The organism is Bradyrhizobium sp. (assembly GCF_017881085.1).
Classification (GTDB): Bacteria; Pseudomonadota; Alphaproteobacteria; order Rhizobiales; family Xanthobacteraceae; genus Bradyrhizobium.
Genome location: NZ_JADGRI010000134.1, coordinates 1 through 13029 on the forward strand (window position 1 = coordinate 1; position 13029 = coordinate 13029).

13 protein-coding genes and 1 pseudogene are annotated in these 13029 nt (G+C 62.5%); 9 read left to right on the forward strand and 5 right to left on the reverse strand.

Annotation, left to right across the window (positions count from 1 at the left end; genetic code table 11):
* The 5 genes and pseudogenes from QZ213_RS14420 to QZ213_RS14440 form a co-directional block, all read left to right on the forward strand.
* Window positions 1-477 (forward strand): annotated as a pseudogene (locus tag QZ213_RS14420) (flagellar protein); the annotation flags it as partial.
* Window positions 478-616: 139 nt separating this feature from the next.
* Window positions 617-2245, forward strand: a complete 1629-nt coding sequence (locus QZ213_RS14425) for a hypothetical protein (RefSeq protein WP_291686755.1) — start codon at window positions 617-619, stop codon at window positions 2243-2245.
* Window positions 2246-2302: 57 nt separating this feature from the next.
* Window positions 2303-3097, forward strand: a complete 795-nt coding sequence (locus QZ213_RS14430; RefSeq protein ID WP_291686756.1) for a hypothetical protein — start codon at window positions 2303-2305, stop codon at window positions 3095-3097.
* Window positions 3098-3177: 80 nt separating this feature from the next.
* On the forward strand, window positions 3178-4431 hold the full coding sequence (locus tag QZ213_RS14435) for a hypothetical protein (RefSeq protein WP_291686757.1): 1254 nt from the start codon (window positions 3178-3180) through the stop codon (window positions 4429-4431).
* 5 nt (window positions 4432-4436) lie between these two features.
* Window positions 4437-5945 (forward strand): aspartate aminotransferase family protein, encoded by a 1509-nt coding sequence (locus QZ213_RS14440; RefSeq protein WP_291686767.1) that lies wholly within the window; start codon window positions 4437-4439, stop codon window positions 5943-5945.
* 7 nt (window positions 5946-5952) lie between these two features.
* Here QZ213_RS14440 and flbT read toward each other — a convergent pair whose 3' ends face one another.
* Window positions 5953-6384: a flagellar biosynthesis repressor FlbT gene (gene flbT / locus QZ213_RS14445; RefSeq protein ID WP_291686758.1), complete on the reverse strand. Its 432-nt coding sequence runs from the start codon at window positions 6382-6384 to the stop codon at window positions 5953-5955.
* A 333-nt stretch (window positions 6385-6717) separates the two neighbouring features.
* Here flbT and QZ213_RS14450 point away from each other — a divergent pair, with 333 nt between their 5' ends.
* The 4 genes from QZ213_RS14450 to QZ213_RS14465 all read left to right on the forward strand — a co-directional run bounded on the left by QZ213_RS14450 (window position 6718) and on the right by QZ213_RS14465 (window position 10392).
* Entirely contained in the window at window positions 6718-7962 is a 1245-nt protein-coding gene (locus QZ213_RS14450; RefSeq protein ID WP_291686759.1) for a flagellin, read from the forward strand.
* 209 nt (window positions 7963-8171) lie between these two features.
* Entirely contained in the window at window positions 8172-9416 is a 1245-nt protein-coding gene (locus QZ213_RS14455; protein ID WP_291686760.1) for a flagellin, read from the forward strand.
* A gap of 212 nt (window positions 9417-9628) precedes the next feature.
* Complete coding sequence (gene flaF, locus QZ213_RS14460) at window positions 9629-9994, forward strand: flagellar biosynthesis regulator FlaF (protein WP_291686761.1); 366 nt, start codon at window positions 9629-9631, stop codon at window positions 9992-9994.
* Window positions 9995-10023: 29 nt separating this feature from the next.
* On the forward strand, window positions 10024-10392 hold the full coding sequence (locus QZ213_RS14465) for a hypothetical protein (RefSeq protein WP_291686762.1): 369 nt from the start codon (window positions 10024-10026) through the stop codon (window positions 10390-10392).
* 115 nt (window positions 10393-10507) lie between these two features.
* Here QZ213_RS14465 and QZ213_RS14470 read toward each other — a convergent pair whose 3' ends face one another.
* The 4 genes from QZ213_RS14470 to QZ213_RS14485 all read right to left on the reverse strand — a co-directional run.
* Window positions 10508-10873, reverse strand: a complete 366-nt coding sequence (locus QZ213_RS14470) for a hypothetical protein (RefSeq protein WP_291686763.1) — start codon at window positions 10871-10873, stop codon at window positions 10508-10510.
* A gap of 230 nt (window positions 10874-11103) precedes the next feature.
* Window positions 11104-11595 (reverse strand): hypothetical protein, encoded by a 492-nt coding sequence (locus QZ213_RS14475; RefSeq protein WP_291686764.1) that lies wholly within the window; start codon window positions 11593-11595, stop codon window positions 11104-11106.
* A 20-nt stretch (window positions 11596-11615) separates the two neighbouring features.
* Window positions 11616-11978, reverse strand: a complete 363-nt coding sequence (flgJ, locus tag QZ213_RS14480; protein WP_291686765.1) for a flagellar assembly peptidoglycan hydrolase FlgJ — start codon at window positions 11976-11978, stop codon at window positions 11616-11618.
* Window positions 11978-13029: flagellar basal body P-ring protein FlgI (locus QZ213_RS14485; RefSeq protein WP_291686766.1), on the reverse strand; the 1052-nt coding region annotated here is incomplete at its 5' end. The genes QZ213_RS14485 and flgJ, both read right to left, overlap by 1 nt.

Genomic DNA, 13029 nt, shown 5'->3' on the forward strand with positions numbered 1-13029 from the left:
TGGTACACCGGCCAGACGGGCACCGGATCGGCACGCGCCTCGGCGACCTCGCGTATCGATCAGTCGGTGACCGTGCAGTACGGAATACGCGCCAACGAGCAGGCTATTCGTTCGCAGCTTCAAACGCTGGCGGTTTTCGCCGCGGTCACGACGTCGCCGACCAATCCAAACGGCGCCTTGCAGGTCCAGGCACTCAGTCAGCGGGTGGCGCAGAATCTCGTGCCGGAGACGGGGCAGCAGACCATTCAGAATATTCAGGCGGATCTGGCAACCGCGCAGGCGACCATGAAGGACGCCGGCGCGCGGCAGACGCAGAGCAAGTCGATGCTGCAAAATCTCATCGACTCGGCGGAAACGGTTTCTCCGGACCAGGTGGCCAGCGAGATATTGGCGCTTCAGACCAGCCTGCAGGCGTCCTACCAGACCACCTCGATGCTCTCTCAGCTGACGCTGACCAGGTATCTCCCGGTCGGCTAGTCGGCGTCTTTCCCGGTGCTTGAATTCCGGCGCTGCGGCGGCGGCAGATCGTGGTGCAGGTTAGGCAATGTCAGACGGCGGCGTTCGACTTCATGCGACGAAAGAGCCGGCCTCCGGCCGATTGCGTTCGTCCTCGGTCATGGCCGAGATGTTCCTGCCGCTGCAGCACCTGCTCGGCTGCGGCGGTGATCCGCGACTGAGCGTCGATCCGGCGAGTGGAATGAACCAATATGGCTGCCGGCCGTTCCCGTCTCCCGCTACGCTGAGCTTTGCCTCGAGCACTGCGACCTCGATTTCGGAGCGCGCCTACGATCGCGCGGGCAGCACCCGGGACTCCCTGATGCGGTCCGCGATTTCCGTCGGGATCGAGGAAGCCTTTGAGGCGCGCATCGAGGCGATGCGCGGCGAATTGAGGGGTTGTCTCGGGCTGTCGCCAACCACGGTCGATATCGTCTTTTCTCCGTCAGGCACCGACTCACAGCTTCAGGCGCTGTTTCTGGCGCGCGCGCTGCTCGGCCCGGCGTTGACGACAGTCGTGGTCGCTGCCGATCAAACCGGAAGCGGAACCGCGGACACCGCGCGCGGCTGTCATTTCAGCGTCGCGACGGCGACCGGAAGCCGGGTTCGAAAGGGAGAACCTGTTGCCGGGCTCGCGCATTCCGTCACCAGCGTCGCGCTGCCTTTGTTCGATGCAAACGGTGATTTTCGCCCGCAAGCCGAAACCGATTCGATGGTTCTCGGCGCGGTCGAGAGGGCGGTCGCACAGGGAACCAACGTTCTTCTGCAAATCATGGATTCGTCGAAGCTGGGCTGGCGGGCCCCGAGCGAGCAATGCCTCGACGAGATATCGCTGCTTTGGCCCGATCAGGTCCAGATCGTCGTCGATGCCTGCCAAATGCGCCTTGGCCGGCCGCGGCTGCGAAAATATCTCGACCGCGGCTATCTGGTAATTGTAACCGGCTCAAAGTTTTTCACCGGGCCTGCCTTCAGCGGTGCGGTGCTGGTGCCCGCGCGCCTCTCGAAAGCGCTCGCCGCGATCAGCGACGTCGCGCCGGGGCTCTGTGAATACAGCAGCCGCAGCGACTGGCCGAAGACCTGGCCCGCGCTGCGGTCGCGCTTTCCGGTCAGGGCAAATCTCGGCCAATGGCTTCGCTGGGAAGCCGCGCTCGAGGAGATCCGGGCGTATTATAGCGTGCCTGACGAATTTCGCCGGTTGGCTCTGGCGACGTTCGGCAAGGGAGCAGAGCGGATCATCGCATCGTCGCGTTCACTTCACCTGCTGCCGCCTCAGCACAAGCCGCAAGACGGCAGCGTCGACGACGAGGAACTGGCTCAGCCGACGATCTTTCCGTTTGTGATCCGGCATGACGGCCGCGTCTTCTCGCTGGAGGATTGCAGGAAGATCCATCACGCGCTTTCCGGGAATGCGCCAGACGCCGTCGCCGCAAATGAGGGCGGTTGCGAGCAGGAGAATGCCGCGAAGGTCTGTCTTGTCGGGCAACCCGTCGCATTGGGCGAATGCGGTCGGCATCCGGCCGCGGCCCTCCGCATCTGCGCCAGCGCACGTCTCGTCTCGGAAGCGTGGTCAACGGACGAGGGGACAGGGCAGGCGAATGTGCGGCGTGAACTCGACCGCGTCGGCGCGGTCGTCTCGAGAATCGAGTGGTTGCTTGCAAATATGGGCGAACAGCCTGCAGCGGGAGCTTCCTGGGCGCGCGATCGCCGGCTTGGCGATGAATTGCGGCATCGCCCGTTAGGCTTTCGTTAACCACGTCTATTTACTGTTTGGTGACGACCAGGGCCGCGCCTCGTTTCGGAGCCGATCATGACCGACCAAATTCACCTCGTGGTGGCCACGCCGTGCTTCGGCGGCCAGGTCTCCAGCATCTACGCCGGCTCCATCTTCCATCTGCAGCGGGCGGTTCGTGCCAAGCGCAATATCGACCTCTCGGTTCTGATGCGGGAGGGCGACGCGCTGATTACGAGGGCGAGAGCCAACCTGGTGACGCAGTTTCTCGACGATCCGACGGCGACTCACCTGTTGTTCGTGGACGCCGATATCGGTTTCACACCCGACCAGGTTTTCCGGCTGATCGAAACCGGGGCGGACGTCGTGGCCGGGGTCTATCCCATCAAGCGGGTCAACTGGGACAAGGCGAGGCGGATGCTGGACGCCGACCGGCCGGCAACGCCGTCGGCCGCGCTCGACTATGTGCTGGAGATCGACGATCCGGACCATGTCGTCGCCGTCAACGGATTCACCCGCGTGCGCTACGCCGGAACCGGCTTTCTGATGATCAGGCGTCAGGTGCTGGAGAAGATGTGCCAGCATCCTGACTACGCCTCGCTGCAGTTCTTCCGCGAACATTCCATCGATGCTCTTGCCGGAAGTCCCAACCGCTTTGCGCTGTTTGATTGCATGATCGACCACAGTACCGGGACGTATCTCAGCGAGGATTTCGCCTTCTGCAAACGCTGGACCGATATCGGCGGCGAAATCTGGGCCGATCTCGAAAGCCGTCTCGATCATGTCGGCCCATTGGTGTTTCAAGGCGATGTCTCGTCGCAATTTGCCCAGTCGGCAAGCGCCGCGCCGGCAAGAGCGGCGAATGCCGCATGAAGCCGGGCCGGCGCTGAGCGCCGCGCTGCGTCCGCCGCCGCGCCATCATCCCCTTTGCACGTCACGTCTGGAGTTCTTGCATGCAGCCCGATTCTGACCAACGAACCGGATTTTCCGAACCAATCTGCGCGGACCGGATCGGACTTGCCAGCCTTACGGCGATGGCGTTTAACGGGGCAGACTTGCGCCCGTTGCGCGACGAACTGATTTCGAAAGTTGTCGGCGGGACGGCCAGCGCGGGCGAGGGGCTCGATCTCTCGCTGATCGCGCAGCTGCTCGGCGAGAAGCAGACGGGTCTGTCCATTCAGGCGGAAGTTCTCGCCTTCCACCAATTGTTCCGCTCACCATGTTCGGCGCATCCACCGAAGCTCCGCGTGCTTGCGCTCGCGGCTGCGATCGACATGGGCGGCAATACGCCGATCGAGTTCCTGTTGGAAGAATCCGGCATCGAACTGAAGACGCTTTACGTCATTCCCGGAATCGGGCTGCCGTCGCCGCTGCCCGCTCATGACGTCGCGATCGTGATCGCTTCCGACAGCGATGAATGCCGCGAGGCGCTGCGCATCATCGATGAGATGGCGCCGCGCTGGCCGCAGCCGGTGCTGAATCCGCCGCGTCTCGTCTGCAACCTGGATCGGGACAAATTGCATCGTCTGCTGCAGGGCGTCGAAGGGCTGGATATTCCGGCGACGATATGCGTGACGTCGGCGCAATTGGCGGATGTGGCGCAGGGCAATCTTTCGCCCGCGGACATCGCGGCCGAACTGCACTTTCCGCTGATCGTCCGACCGCGCGGTTCGCATGCCGGGGTCGGGCTCGCCAAGATCGACGATCGCGCCGCGATCGGCGCATATCTCGCGGAACGGGCAGAGCAGGAATTCTTCGTTTCGCGCTTCGTCGACTACGCCAATGAAGACGGGCTGTTTCGCAAATATCGGGTCGTGTTCGTCGACAGGAAGCCTTACGCCTGCCACATGGCGATCGCCGGCCGCTGGGATATCTGGTATCTCAACGCCGGAATGTCCGACAGCGCGGACAAGCGTCTCGAAGAAGAGACCTTCATGCGCACCTTCGACTTCGGCTTCGCGCGGCGCCATGCCACCGCGCTCGCCGGCTCGGTTGAGCGGATCGGCCTCGACTATTTCACGATCGACTGCGCGGAGAACAAGCGCGGAGATCTGTTGATCTTCGAGGCTGACAATACCGCCGTTGTGCACAACATGGATTCGCCCGAGCTGTTTCCCTACAAGCCTCCGCAGATGCACAAGATCTTCGAGGCATTCGCTGCGATGCTGATTGTCCGCGCCCGGCAGGGACGGGAGCGCGCGGCGTGACGAAGCTGTTGCGCGAGGCGCCGCCGGTATCCGCCTCGAGCGAGACGCTCGATCCGAAGAACTGGGACGACATCCGTGCGCTGGGTCATCGCATGCTCGATGACATGATCGACTATGCCGCCGACATCAGGGATCGTCCGGTCTGGCAACCGATACCGGATCAGGTCCGCGCGCGGTTTCACGCAGCGCTTCCGCGTCAGGCTTCCGATCTCGGCGAGGTCTACCGGGAATTCACCGATTTCATCGTTCCCTACGCGACCGGCAACGTGCATCCGGGCTTCATGGGTTGGGTGCATGGCGGCGGCACCGCGGTCGGCATGCTGGCGGAAATGCTGGCGGCCGGACTCAATGCCAATCTCGGCGGGCGCGATCACATGCCTATCGAGGTCGAACGTCAGATCGTCGAATGGACGCGCCAGATGTTCGGCTTCCCCGACGGCGCCAGCGGAATTTTCGTCACCGGCACGTCGATGGCCAATCTGATGGCGGTGCTGGTGGCGAGGACAATGGCGCTCGGACGATCGGTCCGGCGGCACGGTCTCGGCGACGACGGCGCGCTGCTGACCGCATACACTTCGAAAGCCGCGCATGGCTGCATCACCAAGGCGATGGATATCTCCGGCTTCGGCAGCGATGCGTTGCGTTGCATCGGCGTCGATCGATTCCATCGCATCGATCTCCAGGCATTGCGCGTGCAGATCGCGCTTGACCGCAGCGCCGGCCTCAAGCCGTTCCTCGTCGTGGGCTCGGCCGGCACGGTGGATATCGGCGCCATTGACGATCTCGCGGCGCTGAGCGCGTTGTGCCGCGAGGAGGGACTCTGGTTTCATGTCGACGGCGCCTTTGGCGCGCTTGGAATCCTGTCGCCGGAGCTGGCGCCGCGGCTGGCGGGAATTGAAAACGCCGATTCGATCGCGCTCGACTTCCACAAATGGGGACAGGTGCCTTACGACGCCGGCTTCCTGATGGTCCGTGACGGTGACCGGCATCGCGACGCCTTTGCCGCGCCGGCGGCGTATCTGCGCCGGGAAACCCGCGGGCTCGCCGCGAACTCGCCCTGGCCTTGCGACCTCGGGCCTGATCTGTCGCGGGGTTTCAGGGCGCTCAAGACCTGGTTCACCCTGAAGACCTACGGGACCGAGAAGCTGGGGGGCGTCATCACGCGAACCTGCGCGCTTGCCGGTTACCTGGAAGCGCGGGTACTGGCCGAGCCGCGGCTGGAACTGATGGCACCGGTGCAGCTCAACATCGTCTGCTTTCGCTACCGCGCCGCGGACGCCAGCAAAGTGAACGGCGATATCGTCATGGACATTCAGGAATCCGGCATCGCGGCGCCGTCGACCACACTGCTCGACGGTGAGCTCGCGATCCGCGCGGCGATCGTCAATCACCGCACCGACGTCGGCGATATCGACGCGCTGATCTCGGCGGTGCTGGAGTTTGGAGCGCAGCGATCGTGTTCCGGCGACGGCCTGATGCTGCAGGTGGAACAGTCGCCGCCGCTGGCGATGTGAGTGACGCTCAGGCGGAGCGGCGTTCCGCGTCGGTGTCGGCGTTTGCGTTGGGCCGAACCGTATCCAGCAGCGTCTTCTCGTAGGCGACGAGCTTCTTGGCTTCCTTCAGCGCCTGATACATATCGCCGCTCAGGATATTGTTGTTGATTTCCTCGATGATCGGCCAAGCGCTGGGCGCTGCGGTAACGATGTCGCGCACCAGGTTGAAATAGGTGCCGTGATTGACCTGCGGATCCGGCAAAATATACATCAGTTGCACGGCGAGGTAGATGAGCTTGGCCGGCGTGTCGGCGGTCTCCGGCGTCAGGATGTCCTTCTCGCGCAGGATCGGAATATTGTCGCCGTCGATCAGTAGCCGGGCGCGCTGATCGGTGTTGGTGATCACGCAGGAGCCGATGATGATCCGTTCGTGCGGTTTGAGTTCGACTTTCAAGGCCATGTCTGTTCTCCGGTGCCGCTTCCCATGTGGGACATCTGTGCAACCGATGCGCCGATGCCTCTTTTGACGATGCCGCCACAATCCTTTCCTATCGCGGTTAACGGCTGGTAAACGAGCTCGCCTGCGCGAAAATGTTCAGCGTTTTCAATGCTGTCCTTGAGCCATGTCACCGTAAAAATACTGATTGGCGCCCTAACGGCGTGATCGGGGAAGGCCTGGAGCGGAACCGATTCATTTTTTGTTAGAGGCTTGATCCCACGGTCAGCCTGTCGCCCGATCAGAAAAGATTGGGGTTACGGCATCACCCTTATTTCACACCAGAAAGGTATGAAAATGACCGGTATTGTTCTCTCGGCAGCGGTTCGCCAGAACCTGCTCTCGCTTCAAGACACCGCCTCGCTGTTGGCGACTACCCAGAACCGTCTGGCCACCGGCAACAAGGTCAACTCGGCTCTCGACAATCCGACCAACTTCTTCACGGCGCAGGGTCTTAACAACCGTGCGAGCGACATCAACAACCTGCTCGACAGCATCGGCAACGGCGTTCAGGTTCTGCAGGCTGCCAACACCGGCATCACCTCGCTGCAGAAGCTGGTCGATACCGCCAAGTCGATCGCCAATCAGGTGTTGCAGGCGCCCACCGGCTATACGGTGAAGGCTTCCGCGGCGAGCCTGGCGCCGACCGGCGCAGGCCCGTTGGCTGTTGCCGGAACTGCCGCCGATCTGACCAATGCGGGCACCAACTCGCTCAACGGCAAGACCTTCATCTTTACGCCTGCTGTCGGTGCCGCCACCACCATCACGGTCAGCAGCACGGTTGCTGCCGGGAACGTCAACTCGATCGACGCTTTCAACGCTGCGCTGACCTCCGCCGGCCTTGGATTGACGGCGTCATTGGCCAGCGACGGCTCCATCACGCTCACCTCCACCAACGACAACGCCAGCCAGACGCTGACGACGGGTACAACCGCAGCCGCCAATAACATTGCGATCAGCGGCACCGATACGGCGACCCTTGTCACTCCGGCCGGCGGCTCCGCGGGCAAGCCAGTCGCAGATGCGGCTTCGCAGGCCATTCGCGCCAGCCTGGTGAGCCAGTACAACAACATCATCACGCAGATCTCGACAACCGCTCAGGATTCGTCCTTCAACGGTATCAACCTGCTGTTTGGTGACAACCTCAAGCTGACCTTCGACGAAACCGGCAAGTCCACGCTCAACGTTCAGGGCGTCACCTACGACGCGGCCGGCCTCGGCCTTGGTTCGCTGACCACGGGCACGGACTTCCTGGACAACAGCTCCGCCAACGCGGCGCTCACCAAGCTCAGCGCGGCCAGCACCTCGCTGCGCACCGAGGCGTCGGCCCTGGGTTCGAACCTGTCTGTCGTGCAGTTGCGTCAGGACTTCAACAAGAGCCTGATCAACGTGTTGCAGACCGGCGCGTCCAACCTGACGCTGGCAGATGCCAACGAGGAAGCGGCCAACAGCCAGGCGCTGTCGACCCGCCAGTCGATCGCGGTGTCCGCGCTGTCGCTCGCCAACCAGTCCCAGCAGAGCGTGCTGCAGCTGCTGCGCTGATTTCTTCGAAGACGACCAACAAGCAAGGCGGCGGGGGAAACCCCGCCGCTTTTTCGTTTTGGAGCCACAAAGGAGGCGGAGTCGCCGGCGGGCGTGGCGACGCGACGCCGGTAAGAAAGCGTTAAGCAAAGAACTTAAGCCGGCGTTAACCTTAATTTAAAGGAAAACTAGGTAGAACTACGGACGTAAAACTACGGAAGGTTTGTCACATGTCCGGTATAGTTCTCTCGGCCGCGGTTCGCCAGAACCTGCTCTCTCTTCAAGACACCGCCGCGCTCCTGTCGACCACCCAGAATCGTCTGGCGAGCGGCAAGAAGGTGAACACCGCGCTCGACAATCCAACCAACTTCTTCACGGCGCAGGGGCTCGACAACCGAGCCAGCGATATCAACAACCTGCTCGACGCCATCGGCAACGGCGTGCAGGTGTTGCAGGCTGCCAACACCGGCCTCACTTCGCTGCAGAAGCTGGTCGATACCGCCAAGTCGATCGCCAGCCAGGTGCTGCAGACCACCACCGGTTACACGGTGAAGGCTTCCGCGACGAGCCTGGCGCCGACCGGCGCGGGCCCGTTGGGTGCTATCGGAACGGCCGCCGATCTGACCAACGGCGGTACCAACTCGCTCAACGGCAAGACCTTCATCTTTACGCCTGCTGTCGGTGCCGCGACCACGATCACGGTCAGCAGCACGGTTGCTGCCGGCAACGTCAACTCAATCGCCGCTTTCAATGCTGCGCTGGCTTCCGCCGGCCTTGGATTGACGGCGTCGTTGGCCAGCGACGGGTCCATCTCGCTCACCTCCGTCAACGACAATGCAAGCCAGACGCTGACAACCGGAACAACCGCAGCCGCGAATAACATTGCGATCAGCGGCACCGATACCGTGACCCTTGTCACGCCGCCCGGCGGCGTCGCGGGTAAGCCGCTCGCCGATCCGAACTCGCAGACCACCCGTGCCAACCTGGTGACCCAGTACAACAACATCATCGCCCAGATCACCACGACGTCGCAGGACGCTTCGTTCAACGGCATCAACCTGCTGTTCGGCGATGACTTGAAACTGACCTTCAACGAGACCGGCAAGTCCACGCTCAGCATCCCCGGCGTTACCTATGACGCGGCCGGCCTCGGCCTTGGTCCGCTGGTCGGGGGCACGGACTTCCTGGACAACAGCTCGGCCAACGCCGTGATCGCCAAGGTCAGCGCCGCTTCAGCGCAGTTGCGGTCGGAAGCCTCGTCGCTCGGTTCCAACCTGTCGATCGTGCAGATCCGCCAGGACTTCTCGAAGAACCTGATCAACGTGCTGCAGACCGGTTCGGCCAACCTGACGCTGGCCGATTCCAACGAGGAAGCGGCCAACAGCCAGGCGCTGTCGACGCGCCAGTCGATCGCGGTGTCCGCGCTCGCCCTGTCCAACCAGTCGCAGCAGAGCGTGCTGCAGCTGCTGCGCTGATCCAGCCGACAACAACAGGCATTGAAGCGGCGGGGGAAACCCCGCCGTTTTCGGATGTGAGCAACCGGCGGGCCCGAAAGTGGCAAAAGCTTGATTCGCCCGGTTCCCGACAAATTGGGTAACCATCGCTAACCATATTTTAAAGGCAGCCGACGTACAAAACTTGAGCAGTTTCGAAGTTTGTCCTGCGTAAATCTTACCAGAGGTGATGGATGTCTCACGGTGCTCAAGCCTATGCTCGCACGTCGCAAACGACGGCACCCCCCCGGGAAATCGAGGCGCAGGCGCTGCTGAAGGCGGCAAGACAGTTGCAGGACGTCCAGTCGAACTGGACCGGTCCCGACAAGAACATGCACAACGCGCTGCTGTTCAACCGTCGTCTATGGACGATCTTCATGAGCGCGGTCGAGACCAACGACAATCCGCAACCGCTGGAAGTCCGTCAGAACATCGCCAATATCGGCGTGTTCGTCATGAAGCAGACCATCGAAATGCAGCTCAATCCGGATCCGGCGAAACTGAAATCGCTGATCGACATCAACTGCAATCTCGCCGCCGGCCTGTCAGGACGAGTCTGATGGCCCTTACCGATTAACGGAGCGACATCATGGCCGATATGATGAGCATCCTGTCATCCGCCTACAAGGCTGCCGGCGCAGGCGGGGTTCCGTCAAATACAAAGTATGTGGCGGTCGATCCTGCACTCTATCAGGGCACATGGTCGGGAACGTACCCCGACAAGAAGACCTTTAAAATCACGGTTTCCGGCGTTTCGGGCTTCCACGCGCAGGTGAAGTACGAAAGCGGCAGCACCGTGAAATACCAGAGTGTCCTGATCAAGGATCTGTCGTTCAGGGTCGGCGACACCAAGATGACGTTGACCAACAAGTTGGGAACGGCGCAAGTCAAGAACGTCGTCACCGATCCCGCGACCGGTTCAACCTATCTCGACACCGCGGTCGCCACCCGGAGCTGATCGAATACCGCTTTCGAGCGCTCCGATAGCGGTTTTCCCCAGGCAGAATCTTCAAAACGAAATATGAAGCCCCGATCAGAACCGAGAGGCTCGAAACCCTGTGATCGGCAGCGATCTACGCTTTGCGGTCGGTGGCGAGAATGCGGGTCGGCTCGCCCTTGGTCAGATCGAGCGTGTGGAAATACGCCCGGCGGCGCAGCACGGCCTCATCGGGATACTGCGCGACCACCGCCTGGGTGCGGTTATCGACGATCTGATAGACGATCGAGGCCGCGGCCTGATCGATAAACGCCTGATGCGAGACGAAATCGTTCGCCGCCGGCGTGTCGTTGCGCACGGCTACGCTGGTGTCCACCGCCGTGACACTTTGGCTAGCGGGCAGTTCGGTCGCGACCGCGTTGCTGGCCGCCTCGCTCTGCGGCTGTATAACTGGCGTAGCAGCCGGCGCCCCCACCGGCCTGATGCTGAAATCCGTACTCATGGCAGCCTCCTGGCCTCCCTCGAGTCAAATCCCAACCCTCCATCGTGTGCAACTATGGCCAGACATCTCTCAACGTTTTGTTAGGGAACGCACTGAACGCCATGCTGAAACAGGCGCGCAAAATTAAGGAAAATTGTCAGCATTTCTCCCGAAGCGCCTGCAGGCGAAGGGGAAACCCGTTGGCGTGAAGGCAACGCATCAAACCACGAGGCAAGCGCCGCGCCGTGCGGTCACAGCGAGCGGCTGACCGCGATCGGCGTCATGTGGCGCGGTCCCGGCGCCGCGCGCCGTCCGGCCGCGGTGTAGGTATTGGGAATATTGCGCTGCTGCATCTCGGTGTTGACGCCGCGCACGATGCTTTCGGATACCGCGTGCGCGGTCGCCAGCACCGTGAGATTGATCTGCAGCATGGCGCGAAACGTTTCGTGATGACGATGCAGCGTGTTCAGGAGTTCGGGCGCGGTCTGCGACAGATATTTCTGGCTGGCTTTCAGCAGGCCCACCGCGTTGACATAGCGGCGCGACAAATCGGTTTTCTGCGGTTCGAGCGCCATCGCCTCGCGCAGTTTGCCCGCGCGCACCAATTCGGTTTCGCGCTCGATGACGCCGAGCAACGCGCTCATCACATCCATCATGTTCCCGGCGAGCTTGCGCGCGTCGCCGGGTGTCGAGGCCGATGGGGCCGGGGCGGGCGCCTCTCGCCGTGAAGGATTCTGATTCATGTCCGTTTTCCCTTGAGAGGCTAGCTGCTGCGACCTGCTTGCTGCATGATCAGCGTGTGATAGACGTCGTTGGAGATGCCCACGCCGCCGGCCTTGGCGAAGTTCTTCGAGTATTGTTCGGTCAGCATCGAGCGCCACACTCCGGTGCCCGGCGTATCGCCGAACGGACCTTCGCCCTTGATCCCGCTTGTCATCTGCGAAAACATCGAGTTGAGGAACATCGCCTCGAAATCGGTCGCGGTGGCCTTGGCCTTGGCCTGCGCCTGCGGCGACACCTTCTTCAGCGCCTCGGCGAAATCTGGATCGGGCCGGCCGTTGAACAGCGGCATCATCGCCTTGGTGGGCATGCTGTGTTTGTTGGTGTTGATCAGGCTCGTTTGCATCACATCACCTCGATGTCGGCCTGGATCGCGCCGGCGGCCTTGATCGCCTGCAGGATGCTGATGAGGTCGCGCGGGCCGATGCCCAAGCCGTTGAGGCCGTCGACGAGTTGCTGCAGCGATACGCTGTCTTTCACCACCGCGAACTTCTTGCCGTCTTCGGAGACCTTGACGCTGGAATTCGGCGTCACAACCGTTCGTCCGCGAGACAGCGGATTGGGCTGGCTCACCTGGGGGCTTTCGGAAATCGAGACGGTAAGGTTGCCCTGGGCGACAGCGACGGTGGCGACGCGGACGTCGCGGCCCATCACGATGACGCCGGAGCGTTCGTCGATCACGATCTTGGCGGCGAGGTCGGGCTCGACCTGCAACTGCTCGATCTCGGTCAGGAAGGCGACGACGTTGCCCTTGAATTCCGTGGGGACCGCAAGCTGCACGGTCGAGGGATCGATCGGCTCGGCGGTCTTGACGCCGAGGTAATCGTTGATCGCGGCGGCGATGCGCTTGGCGGTGGTGAAATCGGCATTGCGCAACGCCAGCCGCACATTGGGCAGGCGATTGAGCGCGAACTCGATCTCGCGCTCGATGATGGCCCCGTTGGCGATCCGGCCGACGGTCGGCACGCCGCGGACGACGCTGGCGGCAGCGCCTTCGGCCTGGAAACCGGCGACCGCAACCGAGCCCTGCGCCACCGCATAGACGTTGCCGTCGGCGCCGAGCAGGGGGGTAACGAGCAAGGTTCCGCCCTGCAGGTTCTTGGAATCGCCGAGCGCGGAGACGGTGACGTCCATCCGCGTGCCCTGGGTGCCGAACGCCGGCAGGTTGCCGGTGACCATGACGGCGGCGACGTTGCCGGTGCGGATGGTGGCGCCGCGGATGTTGACGCCCATCCGCTCCAGCATCGCCTGCAGCGATTGTTTGGTGAACGGTATATTATTGAGGGTGTCGCCGGTGCCGTTGAGGCCGACCACGAGGCCGTAGCCGATCAGCTGGTTCTGCCGCACGCCCTCGATATTGGCGAGATCCTTGATCCGGGACGTGGCGGAAGCGGGCA